We start from the raw sequence: 15,566 nt of genomic DNA, 5'->3' as shown, positions 1-15,566 counted from the left end.
GCAGCCTGCCCCGGAACGACGCCGTTTTCCAGATTAACGCCGGGGCAGATCGGCCTAGCGCCGGATGGGCGGCATATAGGCGATCGGCAGACGCGCGAACCCGTCACTGTCGAGCGTCATCACATAAAGCTGATCGCCCACAACCCGCGCCCCCGTGGTGATGCCAAGGCCACCTGCCGGATCCTGCAGCGTGCGCAGGATGTTTCCGTCTCCGTCGAACTGCATGACCATGCCGCGGTGGATCGGCGCCGGGCGCACCTTTGACCCCAGCCGCCACAGCACCTTGCGCAGGAAGGGATAGGGCATCAGCACCTCGGACGGCACGCGCGGGCTGGCGAAGGCAAGCCAGAAGGTCCCATCGCCCTGCGCCTCAAGGTTGTCGGGGTATCCGGGCAGATTGCCCAGGAACAGCTCCTGCTTGCCCGCCTCTGGCCCCTTTAGCCAAAGGCGATGCACCCGCGCGCGGCCCGTTTCGTTGATCAGCAGGAAATCCTCATCCGGGGACAGGGCAACGCCATTGGTGTAGACGAACCCCGTCGCGATCTTCTCGACCGTTCCGTCCGGCGTGCGGCGCGCAACATAGCCGGTATCGGACTGTTCCCAGATGGTCAGCACCGAAGTGGGCTTGGTGCCGCCCATGGTTTCGGGATCGAACCGGTCCGAGGAGTTGGAGAAATAGACCGTGCCATCGCGCGCCACATCCAGCTGGTTGGCATAGATCACAGGCGCGCCATCAATTTCGCTCACCAGAATTTCCAATGTCCCCGGCCCGCTCCAACGCAGGATGCCACGGAAACTGTCGGCAATGTAGAGCGCACCATCCGGCCCCGCCTTCAGCCCCAAAGGCCGCCCGCCGAGCGCCTCGATCAGCATCGGAGCCTCACCATCAATGCGATAGAGGTTGCCTGCCAGATCCGTGGTGTAAACGGTGCCGTCGGCCATCACCGCCAGATCCTCGGGGCCGATCGCGCCATTTGGCAACACGACCTTCTGCGCTGCCTGCAATGCATTGTTTTCCTCGAACTCCCCGGTGAATCCCGGTCCCTTTGGCGGATCATAGGACACCGGATCCACCGGCACCGGCCAGAACAACAGATAGGCCAGCCCCAGCGCCAGCACTGCCAGAATAATACGCATGATCGAAACTCCCTTAATGGGCGCAGTCTGCGCATGGCTCGGCCCGCCTGCAAGCCCTACCTGCCCCCTTGATGGCGGGGGCCGCTTCGCGTTATCTGCCCTCATGACCACACCTCGCTACACACCGCTTGCCCAATCCCTGCCCGCCACCGTGCCATTCGTCGGCCCCGAGACGCAGGAGCGTGAGCGCGGTGCGCCCTTCATCGCGCGCCTTGGCGCCAATGAGAACGTCTTTGGCCCCTCGCCCAAGGCCATTGCCGCCATGCAGGCCGAAGCTGCCGAGATCTGGAAGTATGGCGATGCCCAAAGCCACGATCTGCGCATGGCGCTTGCCGCGCACCACGAAGTCGCGCCCGAAAACATCATCGTCGGCGAAGGGATCGACGGCCTTCTGGGCTACCTGGTGCGCCTGCTGATCACGACCGGCGATCACGTGGTGACCTCACTCGGAGCCTATCCGACCTTCAACTACCACGTGGCAGGGTTTGGCGGCACCCTTCATACAGTCCCCTACAAGGACGACCACGAAGACCCCGCGAGCCTTTTTGCCAAGGCCGCCGAGGTGGATGCGAAGCTCGTCTACCTTGCCAACCCGGACAACCCGATGGGAAGCTGGCACAAGGGCGCTGATATCGTCGCTGCTCTGGACCGGTTGCCAGAGGGCTGCCTGCTGCTTTTGGACGAGGCCTATGTGGAATGCGCCCCCGAAGGCACCGCCGCACCGATCGACATCAGCGACACCCGCGTCATCCGCATGCGGACCTTTTCCAAGGCCTATGGCATGGCAGGCGCGCGCGTGGGCTATGCGATGGCGGAGGCTGGTCTGATCTCCGCCTTCAACAAGGTGCGCAACCACTTTGGCATGAATCGCACAGCGCAAGCGGGCGCCCTGGCGGCCCTGCTTGATCAGGAGTGGCTGGCGCATATCCAGGGTGAGATTCTGACAGCACGGGAGCGTATTGCTCAGATCGCAACGGAAAATGAGCTTGTTCCCCTCCCCTCGGCCACCAACTTCGTCGCCATCGACTGCGGGCGGGACGGCACCTTTGCCAAGGCTGTGCTGGACGGGCTGGTGGATCAGGGCGTCTTTGTGCGCATGCCCTTTGCCGCGCCGCAAAACCGCTGCATCCGCGTCAGCTGTGGCCGCCCGGAGGATCTGGAAGCCTTCGCCAGAGCCCTGCCTGTCGCCCTGAAGCGCGCGCGCAAAAGCTAAGCCACAAAGGCTCACCGGGCGCTTTACCCGAAATTCACTGCTGCGCCTTATCCTTGGTCCCCTAGCGACCGAGGAGCTGCGCCATGCGAGAGTTCAAGGATTACGACAACGATCCATCCCGGGAACTGAAGAAAGCCCCCGACCTGCTGGAGGCTGCCTTGAGTTTCATCGGCATCAACCTGATGTGGGTCTTCTTTGCCATCTGGGTGCTTTACGGAATGGTGCCGGTGCTGCTGCTGGCGCTCTTCATCAACCACATGATCACGCGGCTTGAGATCAAGCTGGGCAAACGCCCCGCCTGATCCTGTCACCGGTCAAGTTGCAGGTTCGCCCGCCCCTGCGATGACGGCGGCAGCCGCATCCAGTGCGCCCGCACCGTGCGGAATCCTGAGCGCGCCGAGACCCGCCTCTATCCCGCCGAGCATCCCCATAACCATGTGACCGCTCAGATGCCCCATATGGCCCAGGCGGAAGAACCCGTGCCACTCGGGGCTACCCGGCGGCGCCATGCCTAGGCCGATGCCGAGGGTCAGACCCAGGGTCTGTTCCAGCCAGTTGCGCAACTCGGTCGCGCGCGATCCGCCAAGGCGCAACGCCGTCACCGCGTGTGAACGCAGGGAGGGATCGGATACATTCATCTCCAGCGGCCCCTCCCGGCCCCAGGCCTCGCAGGCGGCCCAGATCGCACGGGCAAGGCGCTCATGGCGCGCCCAGACGTTCTCAATGCCTTCCTCGTGGATCATGTCGAGCGAGGCCCGCAGCCCGTACAGATGGTGCGTCGGCGCGGTGCCCCCGAAATACTGGTAGAACTCCTGCGGATTGGCCCGCGGTGTCCAATCCCAGTAGCGGCTGACCCGCGGCATGGCGGCCCGCACCTCTACCGCCTTGTCGTTGAAAAAGACAAATGACACGCCTGCCGGGACCATCAGTCCCTTCTGGCTGCCGGTGACCATGACATCCACGCCCCAATCGTCCATCTCAAACCGGTCACAGCCCAGGGATGCAATGCAGTCCGCCATCAACAGGGCTGGATGACCTGCCTCGTCCAACAGGCTGCGAAGCCCCGGCACATCGTTGCGGATGGAACTTGAGGTATCCACATGCACAGCCAGTACCGCTTTGATCTGATGGGCCGTGTCCGCCTGAAGACGCTCGGCGATGCGCGCCAGATCCCACGGCGCATGATTGCCAAAGTCGATCACCTCGACATCTATGCCCAGCCCCTCGGCCATTTCCGACCACCCGATGGCAAAGCGCCCCGAAGACGGCACCAGCACCTTGTCGCCCGGCGCCAGTGTGTTCGACAGAGCCGCCTCCCAGGCGCCATGACCGTTCGAGATATAGATCGCAGCGTGATGGGCGGTGCGCGCCACTTTGCGCAGATCCGGTATCAGGGTCGCGGTCATTTCGACCAGCTCACCTGCGTAGATATTGGGGGATGGGCGGTGCATCGCCTGAAGCACGCGATCCGGGATGACCGAAGGTCCGGGAATTGCCAGATAGGGTCGCCCCCCAGCCAGAGTGCCCTTGGAAAGGTCAGTGCCGCTCATGTCGTGGTATCCTTGCAAATCGAGGCCGCATGCCCGTCGGCCTCCTCTCAAAATTGCTGTCACCCTACAATTCGGTTATGGAAGGTCAATTCCGGAATTCGAATCCGGTTCGCAAACACCCTGCAGTCACTACAGCCGGAACCTCCCAGCATGAAGAAAGAACACACCTCCTCGCGTGAGTTGATTGTCTGGCTGTGGCGCGGCTATCTGCGCCATTACATGGGCCTTTTGGGCATCGCCGTCATTTTCATGCTGCTCGAAGGCGGCACGGTAGGCGCGCTTAGCTACATGATGCAGCCGATGTTCGATCTGGTGTTCGTGGCCGGGAACACGGACGCGCTGTTCTGGGTCAGCCTTGCCTTTCTGATCATCTTTTCCGTCCGCGGGATCACCAGTGTCTGCCAAAAGGTGATCCTGTCGAAGATCTCGCAAACCTCTGCGGCGCATATGCGCAAGGACATGCTGGACCGGATGATCCGCCAGGATCCGGCCTTCCACCAGGTGCATCCGCCGGGGTTCCTGATCCAGCGCGTGCAAAGCGATGTGGGCGCAATCAGCATGGTGTGGCAAGCCGTGGTCACCGGCGCGGGCCGCGACATGGCGCAGATGATCGCGGTCCTGGGGGTCGCCATCAGCGTTGACTGGCGCTGGACGATCATCATGCTGATCGGCCTGCCGCTGCTGTTGCTGCCGATCTCGGCACTGCAACGCTATGTACGCAAAAAGGCCGCTGCCGCGCGCGATCTGGGTGCGACACTGGCAACGCGCCTGGACGAGATTTTTCACGGCATCGTTCCGATCAAGCTCAACAGCCTTGAGCGCTACCAAACGGAGCGTTTTGGCTCACATATGGATCAGTTCGTGCGCTCCGAAGTGCGCGCGTCTTTCGGCACCGCCTCAATCACCGGCATGATCGATTTCATGGCCGGACTCGGCGTCATGGGCGTTGTTCTCTATGGCGGACAGGAGATCATCAGCGGCGAAAAGACCGTGGGCGAGTTCATGAGCTTCTTCACCGCCATCGGCCTTGCCTTTGACCCGATGCGGCGCCTTGCCGCCATCAGCGGGATCTGGCAAAGCGCCGCAGCTTCGATGGAGCGCATCAAGGAGCTGATGGATACGCCGATCAAGCTGCTGCCCCCTGTCGCCCCTCTGGCAGCTCCCAAAGGCCTGCCCGAGGTCCGCCTTGACCACGTCAGCCTGAACTACGGAGAGGCGCAGATCCTCAAGGACCTGTCCCTGGTGGCCGAAGCGGGCAAGACCACCGCCTTGGTCGGAGCATCGGGCGCGGGCAAATCGACGATTTTCAACCTGCTGACGCGGCTTGTCGATCCGCAATCCGGTCAGATCACCATTGGTGGCACCGCCGTGTCCGACCTTGCTTTCGAAGACCTGCGCGGCCTGTACTCGGTGGTCTCGCAAGAAGCGCTGCTGTTTGACGAGACCCTGCGCGAAAACATCCTTTTGGGCCGCACCGACGTAAGCGAAGAGCGCCTGAAAGAGGTCCTGGACGCCGCCCATGTATCCGACTTCCTGCCCAAACTGGCCAATGGGCTGGAGACATTGGTCGGACCGCGCGGCTCGGCCCTGTCGGGCGGACAGCGCCAGAGGGTTGTCATCGCCCGCGCGCTGTTGCGGGACACCCCCATTTTGCTGCTGGACGAAGCGACCTCGGCGCTGGATGCGCAATCCGAGAAGGTCGTGCAGCAGGCACTCGACCGCCTGTCCGGCGGGCGGACCACCCTTGTGATCGCGCACCGCCTGTCCACCATTCGCAATGCCGACAAGATTGTGGTGATGGAACGCGGTGAGGTGATGGATCAGGGGACCCACGAAGAGCTTCTGGAGCGCGGCGGCATCTATGCGGATCTGTACCGGCTGCAGTTCAAGGAAGGCAAAACGCTGGTGGACCGCGAGGGGGTAAAAGCCCAGCTTCCCGCAGGGAATGCCACCGAGCAGGAGCGGAAAGGAGCCCTGCGGCGCCTTCTGAGCCGCCTTTGGGGCTAGGGGCTACTTCCGATAGGCCTTCGCCAGGGTTTCCGGACTGGTTCCGCAGGCGTACCTTGCCAAAGTAAAAAGATTGGCTGCACCACGTCGCAGCCAGCCCTGACGCAGGTAACGCTCGGCCGAGGTTCTGGCCACGGCCGGAAGCTTCACAAGCCCCGTCACCCGCCGCACCAGGGCAACATCCTCCATCAGCGGCTGGTCGGGGTATCCTCCCGCAGCCTCGTAGGCTGCGCGGTGGATCAGCAGGCCCTGATCCCCGTAGGGCAGCCGGAACAGGTGCGATCTGAGATTCGCCCATCCGGCAACCAGGGCAGCCCCCGGTCCCGTGGCGCGAAACGCCAGGTGGAAATAGGCCGGTCTGCCCTGCCCTTCATCCATATGCGCCTCGACGACCTCGCTCCAGCCCGGCGACAGGTGGGTGTCCGCGTGCAGGATCAACAGCCACTCGCCCCGTGCCGCAAGGCATCCCCTTTGCAACTGCCCCCCGCGCGAGGGCGCGCCGCTCACCACCTTCGCACCGACTTCTTCGGCGATGGCGCGGGTTTGGTCGTCTGATCCGCCATCGGTCACGATCAGCTCCCGGATCAGTCCGGCGGACAGCCCTTCCATCAAGGATTCGAGGCACCCCGGCAGTTCGCAGGCGCTGTTCAATGTCGGGATCACGACGCTGATCGGAGCGGGCATGGGCAAATTCCTGTTCAACTCGGCAGGCATTCCTATATCAGGTGCAGGCCTATATGACTTGCGCGGTCAAGAATACGTCCAATCGCATGCCTGCCGCACCAAAGGAGAACAGACATGAGCGCCCGCACGATCCTATCCCTCTCCGGCCCGGATACCCGTGATTTTCTGCAAGGTCTTGTCACCAATGATGTCAGAAAGCTGGATCAGGGCGGTCTGGTCTATGCGGCGCTTCTGACGCCGCAGGGCAAGTACCTGGCGGATTTCTTTCTGGTTCCGCATGGAGATGACATCCTATTGGATGTGGCCTCAGATCTGGCGGATGGCCTTTTGAAGCGGCTTTCCATGTACCGGCTGCGGGCTGATGTGCAGATCGAAAAAACCGATCTGGATGTGCAGCGCGGCACCGGCCCGCGCCCCGAGGGCGCCTTTGCCGACCCTCGCCACCCGGATATGGGCTGGCGCAAATGTGGGGCGGAAGGTGGCGATGACGGCACCAATTGGCAGGCTTTGCGGATCGCCCATTGCATTCCCGAAAGCGGGATCGAGCTGACCCCCGACAGCTACATCCTTGAAGCCGGGTTCGAGGCGCTGAATGGCGTCGATTTCCGCAAAGGCTGCTATGTGGGGCAGGAGGTAACCGCACGCATGAAACACAAGACGGAACTGCGCAAAGGTCTCCAGGTGGTGTCCGTCGAAGGCAATGCTCCGGTCGGGACCGAGATAACGGCAGAGGGCAAGAGCGTCGGCACGCTGTTGTCCCAAGACAATGGGCAAGCGATTGCCTATCTGAGATATGATCGCGCAAAAGGCAAAGCGCTGCAGGCCGGAGAGGCCCAGATCATCTGGCCCGCATAGCCGCCCCGCGCGGTTATGTCACTGGACCGGCTTGGGACGCGCCCCTTAAGCTCAGATCCGACAATCAGACCTTAACCCGCTCCGGGTAGACCCGTCGGACCACGCGCCAATTGCGCGACTGCACCACGAAAGGATTGCCGATGCGTGCTCTGTTCGCTTTTGTCCTCGCCTGCCTGCCTTTGCAGGGGTCAGCCCAGCACTATTGGGAGTACAAGGATTGGCGGGTCTGGGTCGAAGATATCGACACCGGCGAAGACCTGCGTCGCACCTGCAGCGCCCGGACGGGCGGCGACGGTGCCCCCGTCATCAGCCTGGAGGTTTCAAACGGTGATGCAGGCCCGCCGGATTTCTATCCTTCCCCCAGCATCATGGAACGGGCCCCGCGCCACTACCCCACACTGATGCAGGACGGGCAACCTGTGCGCTTTGTCATCGACACCGGTACGGTGTTCTCCACGACAGCGCAGGCCTGGGTCACCGACGAAGGCCTGTTCGAAGCATATGCCGCGCTCAGCCTTGCCGACAATCTGCCAGTGCTGCAGGTGATGAAACGTGGCAGCCGCTTGGAGATCCAGACCGCGGGCCGCACGCTCTACACCGCGTCGCTCGCCGGGTTCACAGCCGCTTACGGCAAGATGATGGACAGCTGCGGCTTCAGCCTGTCGCTCGACTGAAAACGAAAAACCCCGCGCGACCATCGCACGGGGTTCAAAAGCCTGCAGCCCATCGCGCGTCAGGCGCGCTCGGAGTATTCCATGGTTTCGGTGTTCACGACGATCATCTCGTCCTGACCGACGAAGGGCGGCACCATGACCTTGACCCCGTTGTCCAGAATGGCCGGCTTGAAGGAGTTGGCCGCCGTCTGACCTTTGACCACCGGCTCGGTCTCGACGATCTTGCAGGTGACCTTCTGCGGCAGTGTCGCGTTCAGGGCCTCGGAGTCGTAGAACTCGACAACGATGGTCATGCCGTCCTGCAGGAAGGGGCGGCGATCGCCCAGAAGGTCGGCAGGCAATTCGATCTGTTCGTAGGTTTCGGCATCCATGAAAACCAGCATGCCGTCGCTCTCATAAAGGAACTGCTGATCCTTCTGCTCGAGGCGCACACGTTCGACCTTGTCGGCACTGCGGAAACGTTCGTTCAGCTTGGAGCCGTTGCGCAGGTTGCGCATCTCGACCTGAGCAAAGGCGCCGCCCTTTCCAGGTTTTACGTGATCGACCTTCACAGCGGCCCAAAGACCGCCATTGTGCTCCAGAACATTGCCAGGGCGGATTTCGTTACCGTTGATCTTGGGCATCGGAAAAATCCCTCTCGGGTGGTTGATGAACTCTTAACCGCCCCTATATCTGGCGATGAGTAGGCTGGCAAGACAACGATATGTCGTGTGTAAGGTCGGAAAGCTATGCACAATTTGCATGAACGCTATGCATTTGTGGGCTACCCGAATCGTCACAGTTCCGTCATAAGGAGCGTCACGCCGAAATTGCAATAGCAAGAACAACAAAGGAAACGGGATGCGAGATTTCGTTGACGGCACCGCTTACAACAACGAACAGGGCAACCGCGCGCGCAAACTTTTTGCCGCAGTGGTTCTGGCAGCGCTGGATGACGCCATCGCCGACGACAAGAAATATGGAAATGGCCCCGAGCAGATCGCCCGCTGGGCGCGGTCGCGTGACGGGCGTGAGGTTCTCTCCTGCGCGGGCATCGACCCGAACGAGCGCGTGGTCGCAGGCCTGATGGATTTCGTCGGCCGTGGTGTGCGCACCTCTGTTGCCCTGTCGCGCGAAGAAAGCGAACGCCGCAATGCAGCCCAGGCCGAAGCCGCCTGATACACGCTGCCTCTGGCTTATAGAAAAGCGCGTCCTGGGGGGCGCGTTTTTCTTTTTCGGAACCCGGTTTTCTGCCGGTGCCATCCGTACACCTCCTGTACACCCCCTGTGCACCGCCCGATGCACGCCCCTGAGGCCTGCCCCCATCCTATCCGGTAAACCCTGCGATTGCCGTTGACCTCTGCCCGCCCCCATTGCAACTGTCTGCGCAAAGCAGAGCGAACAGCAGGGCACAGCGCATGACCGCAAGGGCACTCATGATTCAAGGCACCGGCAGCAACGTCGGGAAATCCCTGTTGGTGGCGGGACTGGCGCGCGCCTTTACCCGGCGCGGGCTGCGGGTGGCGCCTTTCAAGCCGCAGAACATGTCCAACAACGCCGCCGTCACCCCCGAGGGAGGAGAGATTGGCCGCGCCCAGGCCCTGCAGGCCCGCGCAGCCCTGCGTGCACCGCATACCGACATGAACCCCGTGCTGCTGAAGCCTGAAACGGATACCGGCGCTCAGGTGATCGTGCAGGGCAAGCGGCGCGGCACCCGCGCGGCTGGGTCCTTCATGCGGGACAAGTCCGGCCTCCTGGAGGCGGCCCTCGAAAGCTACTACCGGCTGGCGCAGGATGCGGACCTTGTGCTGATCGAAGGCGCAGGCTCTCCAGCCGAAACCAACCTGCGCAAGGGCGACATCGCCAACATGGGATTCGCCTGCGCGGCGAATGTGCCCGTGGTGCTTGTGGGGGATATTCATCGCGGCGGGGTCATCGCCCAGATCGTCGGCACCAAGGCCGTGCTGGAGGCGCAGGATCTTAAGCGCGTCGTCGGCTTTGCCGTGAACCGGTTTCGCGGAGACCTGAGCCTCTTTGACGGGGGGCGCGACGATATCGTTGCGCGCACGGGATGGCCCTCATTGGGGGTGATCCCCTGGTTCTGGGAGGCCTGGAAACTGCCCGCAGAGGACATGATGGATATCGCCTCCCGCGAGGGGGGCGCCTGCAAGGTGGTGGTGCCCCAGTTGGAGCGTATGGCCAATTTCGATGACCTCGATCCGCTGGCCGCCGAGCCGGACGTCACGGTCGAAATCGTACCGCCCGGGCGCGCCCTGCCCGGTGATGCTGATCTGGTCCTCATCCCCGGCAGCAAATCCACCATCGGGGATCTGACCTATCTGCGGGCCCAGGGCTGGGACATCGACATTCTGGCGCACCACCGGCGCGGTGGTCATGTGCTGGGCCTGTGCGGCGGCTATCAGATGCTCGGCAAGACGATCGATGATCCCGACGGCGTTGATGGCCGCCCCGGCAAGGTCGAGGGCCTCGGCCTTCTGGACGTGCACACCACAATGGTCGGCGACAAGCGGGTCACCCTGACCGAGGCGCAGACCCTTGACGGCGCCCTGCCCGTCTCTGGCTACGAAATTCACATGGGCCGCACCACGGGGCCGGATTGCGCGCGGGCCTGGCTCAGCGTGGAAGGGCGCCCCGAAGGCGCCACCTCGCCCAACGGGCGTGTGCGCGGATCCTACCTGCACGGGCTTTTCAGCTCCGATGCCTTCCGCGCCGATTTCCTCGCTGGCCTCGGCCATGAGAGCCGGACTTCCTATGAGGATGGCGTTGATGCGGCGCTGGATGATCTTGCCGCCCATCTGGAAACCTACATGGATCTCGATCACCTTCTGGCCCTGTCGCAGACGGTGCAGAGCCCGGACTAGCGCCACAGCGCAGAGGGCGCTCCGCCTCGCAGAGCGCGGCGCCGGGCCCAACGGGAGAGGGGGTTGAAAACACCCGATCCGGGCGGGAGTGCGCTGTGATGCCAGAACCGTGAACCGAGGCAAATCAAGGCGGGCCATTGCCTGTCAGATCAAAGGACAAGCGCAGCCTTCAGTGGCAGCCTTCAGTGAATGGCGGGGGCCTCAGAGAAGGTCCTGCGCCGCCAGCGCCCGGTGGATTTCACGCCGGACCAATTTGCGCACATTGCGGGTGATACGTTCCCCAAGCGCGCCTTGCAGCTCTTCACGCACGATATCAGCGACCATTTCCCGAAGGCTTTCCTCATCGAGGAAGGCGTCCTCACTGGACAGCGTTTCGAACGCTTCGGAGGTAACGGCCTCTTCCACGATCCTTTCGGCCATGTCCGGGTCTTGCTGCCGATCTCCGGAATCGGCATCTGCAAAGACACCCGCCGCCTCACCTGCAGGGTGCTCGACCATCACATCGGCCTCCAGCACGGTTTCGTCCGCCTCATACCCGCTCAGCTCTGCAGCCTCATCTTCAACGTGATCCTGCCACTGCAGCATCTCGATGTTCGACCCGGCGTAAGGGTCACTGGAGCGACCATCCGGCTCCCATTGCTGTTTGGACTGCGCGACCTTGGTCTCAAGCTCGGTGATCTTCTGGACGACGGCAGAAACGCGGTCAGAGGTCTGCCAGTCTGGCTCGGATACCTCGACGCTGCCCGCGTCAACGGCAAGGTCGGCGGTGTCTGCGTCCGGCCCCTGCACGCCTGCAGCCTGATAAAGCGTCGCCCAAGGATCCTTCCACGGGGCTTCCTCAGATCCGCCCTGATCGGTTTCCCCGGCATCGGTCTCTGTCGCCGGATCCGCAGCACGGGATGCGGTATCCATCGGTGTTTCGCGAGTCAGGCGTTCCGCCTCAAACGCCGCCTGGTCTGAATCCAAGTCGCAAGCGCCCGCCGTCCCGGCCGTATCTTCTTCATCTTCTTCGACAGCGATGGCGGCGTCTTCCGGTTCCCAGGTCTTGCGCTCTTCGCCCATGTCGGCGTTTTCCGACACACGCAAGGCAGGCGTCAGAACAAGGCGTGGGGCAGCTTTGCCCTGGGCCGCCGCACCAGAGGGCTCGGCCCCCGCCGCAGGCGTGGCGCTCTTGCTTTCAGCCTGCGCTTCGCGGGCATCCTCGCTCACCAGCCGCCGGATGGAGGACAGCACATCTTCGATTTCAGCCTGTGTCACCGGTTCGGACATGTTTCTTCAACACCACTCTTGCCAATGGCGAGAGTGTAGCCGCCCAGAAGCGGCCACACAACAATTACGGTAAATTTTCAGTTTAACGGTCCGGCACGCCGTGTCAGTTGCGACCAAGTGCCTTCATCACGCGATCAAGATCCTTGCTGCGCTGGCTGACATTGGCCGGAGCGCCCTTCACCAGATTATAATACAACGTCGGGTCGTAGATCTCAACGGCAAGACCCAGGTGCTCGGCCGTCAACAGACCCTGAGCCTGCAGCAACTGGTAGGCGGCCAGCGCCTCATTGGCCCGCGCCTGCACCCGCGCGGTCTGCGCATTGAGCAACTCCTGCTCGGCCTGCAGCACATCCAGCGTGGTACGCGCGCCCAAAGTGGCCTCTTCGCGGATCCCGTCAAAGGCCACCTGCGCCGCACGCACCTGTTCGCCCGACGACACAAGGCTGGCCCGCGCCGCATCAAGCGAGGCATAGGCGGCAGCGACCGCTTGCGACACCGACCGCTGCGTCGAGATCAGCGCACCTTTTTCGGCATCAAGACGGGCAATATCCGCGCGCCGGGCCGCGGCAAGCGCGCCTCCGCCATACAACCGCTGCGTCAGGCTGACGCTGACACCGGAGGAATCGGAGTCCCCTCCGCCGTCCAGATTGATCGAATGGCCCGCATCGGCCCGGAATCTGAGGCTGGGGCCCAGGTTCTTTTCGGTGCTGGCGGCCGTATGTTCCGCGGCCTTGACGGCGTGTTGACGCGCCAGCAGGCTGGGGTGGTTGCGCATTGCAACGCTTTCGGCAGCCTGCAGGGAGGCCACACGCTGCGGCAGGGGCGGTTGCCCTGCGACAACGTTGATCGGCGATCCGACGACCTGCACATAGGTCGCCTTGGCTTCCAGGAGATTGCCCTGACTTTGGGTCAGATTGGCGCGTGCACCGGCCACCCGGCTTTCAGCAAGGGCGACGTCGGTCCGGGTGACTTCCCCCACTTCGAAGCGATCCTGAGCGGCGCGCAGTTCTTCGCGCAACAGACGCAGGTTGTTGCTGCGCAGCCGCACGGTGTCCTGCTGCAACAGCACATTCACATAGGCCTGCACCGCCGAAAAGAGGACCTGTTGTTCGACATCCAGAAGGCTCTGGCGGGTGGCCAGAACCGTTTCCTGCGCGGCGAGCTGGCTCAACCGGGACGCGCCGCCATCATAGAGGAGCCACTCAAGGCTGACACCGGCCTCCAGGGTGTTGGTGTCGTCATCGGCAAAGCCAAAGGTTGTCGGACCGCGGCTGTAGCGGTGGCTTGTCGTCAGGGCGAAATCGACGATCGGGCGCAGCCGGGCCACGGCCACGGCGACGCCTTCGTCTGTGGCCCGCAAGAGCGCGCGGTTCTGTTCGAGCAGGCCGCTGGTCTTGTAGGCGCCGATCAAAGCATCAGACAGATTGTCTGCCTTCACGGCCTGCGGCGCCGAAAGGGCCAAGACCACAGCGCCAGCACTTACAAACGTTTTCAGATACTTCACCGGGGAAATCTTTCGCATCGGTTGCCTTATCGTTTGCCGCGCCGCCAGCCGCGGTTGGTTCATTTCCACTCTTGCGCCCCCGTTCTGAGGGCGCAGGAAACCTTTCCTTCTCAAGAGATCAGAGCGCAAATTCCCGCGCGGCTGCAAACCCGGAAAGAACCGGCGCACCTGCATTGAACGCGAACCGCCAGGACAGCTTACCGGCCGTCTTGTAGCCGATCTTCACCTCGCCCAAAGCGCCGCTCATGAAGATGGCCGCAATGCGTCCGCCCTCGCGGAGTTGCTCCAGGAGCGCAGCCGGAATGTCTTCGACCCCGCCCTCGATCATGATCACGTCATATGGTCCATGTTCCGCAGCGCCTTCGGCCAAAGGTCCGACATGAACAATGGCATTGTCGGCACCGACCTCGGACAACTGAGACTGCGCATCTGCGCCGATGCTCTCGTCTTCTTCCACGCCGATCACCATTTGTGCGACCCGCGCGACGACGGCGGTTGAATAGCCAAGCGCGCAGCCAACATCGAGGACCAGCTCGTCATTCTGGATATCCAGCGCATCCAGGATTTTTGCCAGGGTGCGGGGTTCCAGCAGGACGCGCCCCTGCCCCAGGTCGAGGTTCTGGTCTGCATAGGCCGCTTCCCGCTGCGCATCGGGAACAAAGCTCTCGCGCGGCACCGCCAGCATCGCTTCGATAATTGGATATTTCGTCACATCGGAAGGGCGGACCTGAGTGTCCACCATCATGCGGCGACGTTCGGCGAAGTCAGTCATGTGCTAAACTCGTCTGTTCAGTCGTTTGAGACAGGTTGTGCCACATCGCGAAACCCTCGGCAACGGTGGCTTTGTGAAATTGCGCCATTGATGCTGGCATACGTCTATTTCTTTTTCACATACTGGGTGAGGATGACGATCCGCTGGCCCTCGACGCGGCCCTCGATATGGGCAGGGTTGTCCTGCACCAGGGAAATCCCGCGCACCGCAGTGCCGCGCTTGGCGGTAAAGCCCGCGCCCTTGACCGGCAGGTCCTTGATCAGAACGACGGTGTCCCCCTGTGCAAGCGCCGCGCCGTTGCTGTCCTTGTGAACACCGGGGTGACCACCGGACGCGGTGCCCGTGTTTTCAGCCCAGGCGCGGGTGTCATCCTCCAGCCATAGCTGGTCTGCCAGATCCCGCGCCCAGTCCTGCCCCTCAAGACGTTTGAGCAGCCGCGCCGCCAGAACCTGCACCGCCGCATCTTCGGACCACATGGAGGACGACAGGCAGCGCCAGTGGTTCGGTTCCAGATCGCCCTCGATCTGGTCCTTGCAGGTGGCACATACCTCGACCCCGGCCCCCTCCGGCCCGCCGGGAACGTCAAGAAATATCAGCGGCGAGTCGGCCGAACACAGGGCGCAAGACATTGGAAAACTCCGGATTGGACTGCTGCCCATGGCTTTAGGCCGCCCAAGCCCGAATGAAAAGGTGGCCTGACGCCGGGATCACCCACCCGGCCCTATCTGGCACACTTCTTGCAGAAGGGCGTTGCCGGCAACAGGTCCAGACGCTCCTCTGAAATCGCATCGCCACAGATCTGGCAAAAGCCGTAGGATCCCTCCTCAAGCCGCGCAAGGGCCGCATCGATCTGGCGCACCTCATCCAGCTCCACCTGCCCCAGCCGTTCAAGCACCTCGTCGCCCTGACGCTCGGACGAGCGATCCTCCCAGTCTTTCGGCATCGGCTCATCCAAGGCGTGCTCAACCTCGATCAGATGCCCCGTCAGAACTTTCCGGCGTGTTTCCAACGCCTGTTTGCGCTGCTGAAGTGTCATGGAT

16 protein-coding genes are annotated in these 15,566 nt (G+C 62.8%); 7 read left to right on the top strand and 9 right to left on the bottom strand.

All coding sequences use genetic code 11. The features are described from left to right. Positions 1–54: 54 nt before the first annotated feature. Positions 55–1,137 carry an SMP-30/gluconolactonase/LRE family protein gene (locus AADA15_RS03770; protein WP_341640213.1) on the bottom strand — a complete coding sequence of 361 codons (1,083 nt, stop codon included), beginning with the start codon at positions 1,135–1,137 and terminating at the stop codon, positions 55–57. 103 nt (positions 1,138–1,240) lie between these two features. On the opposite strand from AADA15_RS03770, the gene AADA15_RS03765 reads away from it, so the two are divergent. Then, positions 1,241–2,350 (top strand): pyridoxal phosphate-dependent aminotransferase, encoded by a 1,110-nt coding sequence (locus AADA15_RS03765; protein WP_341640212.1) that lies wholly within the window; start codon positions 1,241–1,243, stop codon positions 2,348–2,350. 83 nt (positions 2,351–2,433) lie between these two features. Further along, the gene (locus tag AADA15_RS03760) at positions 2,434–2,652 is read left to right on the top strand and encodes a histidinol phosphate aminotransferase (RefSeq protein WP_341640211.1); all 219 of its coding nucleotides are present in this window, start codon (positions 2,434–2,436) and stop codon (positions 2,650–2,652) included. Positions 2,653–2,664: 12 nt separating this feature from the next. On the opposite strand, the gene AADA15_RS03755 is transcribed toward AADA15_RS03760, so the two are convergent. Next, on the bottom strand, positions 2,665–3,900 hold the full coding sequence (locus tag AADA15_RS03755; protein WP_341640210.1) for a pyridoxal-phosphate-dependent aminotransferase family protein: 1,236 nt from the start codon (positions 3,898–3,900) through the stop codon (positions 2,665–2,667). Between the two features lie 150 nt (positions 3,901–4,050). Here AADA15_RS03755 and AADA15_RS03750 point away from each other — a divergent pair, with 150 nt between their 5' ends. Beyond that, entirely contained in the window at positions 4,051–5,907 is a 1,857-nt protein-coding gene (locus AADA15_RS03750; RefSeq protein ID WP_341640209.1) for an ABC transporter ATP-binding protein, read from the top strand. A 3-nt stretch (positions 5,908–5,910) separates the two neighbouring features. Here AADA15_RS03750 and AADA15_RS03745 read toward each other — a convergent pair whose 3' ends face one another. Next, positions 5,911–6,591, bottom strand: a complete 681-nt coding sequence (locus AADA15_RS03745) for a TIGR04283 family arsenosugar biosynthesis glycosyltransferase (RefSeq protein WP_341640208.1) — start codon at positions 6,589–6,591, stop codon at positions 5,911–5,913. A 114-nt stretch (positions 6,592–6,705) separates the two neighbouring features. On the opposite strand from AADA15_RS03745, the gene ygfZ reads away from it, so the two are divergent. Beyond that, positions 6,706–7,446, top strand: a complete 741-nt coding sequence (gene ygfZ, locus AADA15_RS03740; protein ID WP_341640207.1) for a CAF17-like 4Fe-4S cluster assembly/insertion protein YgfZ — start codon at positions 6,706–6,708, stop codon at positions 7,444–7,446. A gap of 140 nt (positions 7,447–7,586) precedes the next feature. Continuing rightward, on the top strand, positions 7,587–8,120 hold the full coding sequence (locus AADA15_RS03735) for a hypothetical protein (RefSeq protein ID WP_341640206.1): 534 nt from the start codon (positions 7,587–7,589) through the stop codon (positions 8,118–8,120). A 59-nt stretch (positions 8,121–8,179) separates the two neighbouring features. Here the strand turns inward: AADA15_RS03735 and efp are convergent, their stop codons facing one another. After that, positions 8,180–8,743 carry an elongation factor P gene (efp, locus tag AADA15_RS03730; RefSeq protein WP_341640205.1) on the bottom strand — a complete coding sequence of 188 codons (564 nt, stop codon included), beginning with the start codon at positions 8,741–8,743 and terminating at the stop codon, positions 8,180–8,182. Between the two features lie 217 nt (positions 8,744–8,960). On the opposite strand from efp, the gene AADA15_RS03725 reads away from it, so the two are divergent. Together AADA15_RS03725 and AADA15_RS03720 are read left to right on the top strand one after the other, a co-directional pair. Next, complete coding sequence (locus AADA15_RS03725; protein WP_341640204.1) at positions 8,961–9,278, top strand: DUF6280 family protein; 318 nt, start codon at positions 8,961–8,963, stop codon at positions 9,276–9,278. A gap of 239 nt (positions 9,279–9,517) precedes the next feature. After that, positions 9,518–10,981 (top strand): cobyric acid synthase, encoded by a 1,464-nt coding sequence (locus AADA15_RS03720; protein WP_341640203.1) that lies wholly within the window; start codon positions 9,518–9,520, stop codon positions 10,979–10,981. A 201-nt stretch (positions 10,982–11,182) separates the two neighbouring features. Here AADA15_RS03720 and AADA15_RS03715 read toward each other — a convergent pair whose 3' ends face one another. The 5 genes from AADA15_RS03715 to AADA15_RS03695 all read right to left on the bottom strand — a co-directional run bounded on the left by AADA15_RS03715 (position 11,183) and on the right by AADA15_RS03695 (position 15,562). Then, positions 11,183–12,250, bottom strand: coding sequence for a prolipoprotein diacylglyceryl transferase (locus AADA15_RS03715; RefSeq protein ID WP_341640202.1), 1,068 nt, complete (start codon positions 12,248–12,250; stop codon positions 11,183–11,185). A 103-nt stretch (positions 12,251–12,353) separates the two neighbouring features. Beyond that, a complete protein-coding gene (locus AADA15_RS03710) occupies positions 12,354–13,772 on the bottom strand; it encodes a TolC family outer membrane protein (protein WP_341640201.1) in 1,419 nt (472 codons plus the stop codon). 100 nt (positions 13,773–13,872) lie between these two features. Further along, positions 13,873–14,526, bottom strand: coding sequence for a protein-L-isoaspartate O-methyltransferase family protein (locus AADA15_RS03705; RefSeq protein WP_341640200.1), 654 nt, complete (start codon positions 14,524–14,526; stop codon positions 13,873–13,875). 104 nt (positions 14,527–14,630) lie between these two features. Then, positions 14,631–15,155 (bottom strand): PhnA domain-containing protein, encoded by a 525-nt coding sequence (locus AADA15_RS03700; RefSeq protein ID WP_341640199.1) that lies wholly within the window; start codon positions 15,153–15,155, stop codon positions 14,631–14,633. A gap of 92 nt (positions 15,156–15,247) precedes the next feature. Then, positions 15,248–15,562 (bottom strand): TraR/DksA family transcriptional regulator, encoded by a 315-nt coding sequence (locus tag AADA15_RS03695; RefSeq protein WP_341640198.1) that lies wholly within the window; start codon positions 15,560–15,562, stop codon positions 15,248–15,250. Between the last annotated feature and the right edge of the window lie 4 nt (positions 15,563–15,566).

The sequence above is a fragment of the Phycobacter sedimenti genome, assembly GCF_038148855.1.
GTDB lineage: Bacteria > Pseudomonadota > Alphaproteobacteria > Rhodobacterales > Rhodobacteraceae > Phycobacter > Phycobacter sedimenti.
The sequence above is the reverse complement of the archived record's forward strand: the minus strand, read 5'-3'. Positions and strand labels throughout refer to the sequence as shown.

What these genes read in the sequence shown, in the direction of transcription:
- AADA15_RS03745 (WP_341640208.1), bottom strand. Translation starts at nt 6,591, where the DNA reads ATGCCCGCTCCGATCAGCGTCGTGATCCCGACATTGAACAGCGCCTGC.
- AADA15_RS03770 (WP_341640213.1), bottom strand. Translation starts at nt 1,137, where the DNA reads ATGCGTATTATTCTGGCAGTGCTGGCGCTGGGGCTGGCCTATCTGTTG.
- AADA15_RS03755 (WP_341640210.1), bottom strand. Translation starts at nt 3,900, where the DNA reads ATGAGCGGCACTGACCTTTCCAAGGGCACTCTGGCTGGGGGGCGACCC.
- AADA15_RS03720 (WP_341640203.1), top strand. Translation starts at nt 9,518, where the DNA reads ATGACCGCAAGGGCACTCATGATTCAAGGCACCGGCAGCAACGTCGGG.
- AADA15_RS03765 (WP_341640212.1), top strand. Translation starts at nt 1,241, where the DNA reads ATGACCACACCTCGCTACACACCGCTTGCCCAATCCCTGCCCGCCACC.
- AADA15_RS03695 (WP_341640198.1), bottom strand. Translation starts at nt 15,562, where the DNA reads ATGACACTTCAGCAGCGCAAACAGGCGTTGGAAACACGCCGGAAAGTT.
- AADA15_RS03760 (WP_341640211.1), top strand. Translation starts at nt 2,434, where the DNA reads ATGCGAGAGTTCAAGGATTACGACAACGATCCATCCCGGGAACTGAAG.
- ygfZ (WP_341640207.1), top strand. Translation starts at nt 6,706, where the DNA reads ATGAGCGCCCGCACGATCCTATCCCTCTCCGGCCCGGATACCCGTGAT.
- AADA15_RS03710 (WP_341640201.1), bottom strand. Translation starts at nt 13,772, where the DNA reads ATGCGAAAGATTTCCCCGGTGAAGTATCTGAAAACGTTTGTAAGTGCT.
- AADA15_RS03715 (WP_341640202.1), bottom strand. Translation starts at nt 12,250, where the DNA reads ATGTCCGAACCGGTGACACAGGCTGAAATCGAAGATGTGCTGTCCTCC.
- AADA15_RS03750 (WP_341640209.1), top strand. Translation starts at nt 4,051, where the DNA reads ATGAAGAAAGAACACACCTCCTCGCGTGAGTTGATTGTCTGGCTGTGG.
- AADA15_RS03735 (WP_341640206.1), top strand. Translation starts at nt 7,587, where the DNA reads ATGCGTGCTCTGTTCGCTTTTGTCCTCGCCTGCCTGCCTTTGCAGGGG.
- AADA15_RS03725 (WP_341640204.1), top strand. Translation starts at nt 8,961, where the DNA reads ATGCGAGATTTCGTTGACGGCACCGCTTACAACAACGAACAGGGCAAC.
- AADA15_RS03705 (WP_341640200.1), bottom strand. Translation starts at nt 14,526, where the DNA reads ATGACTGACTTCGCCGAACGTCGCCGCATGATGGTGGACACTCAGGTC.
- AADA15_RS03700 (WP_341640199.1), bottom strand. Translation starts at nt 15,155, where the DNA reads ATGTCTTGCGCCCTGTGTTCGGCCGACTCGCCGCTGATATTTCTTGAC.
- efp (WP_341640205.1), bottom strand. Translation starts at nt 8,743, where the DNA reads ATGCCCAAGATCAACGGTAACGAAATCCGCCCTGGCAATGTTCTGGAG.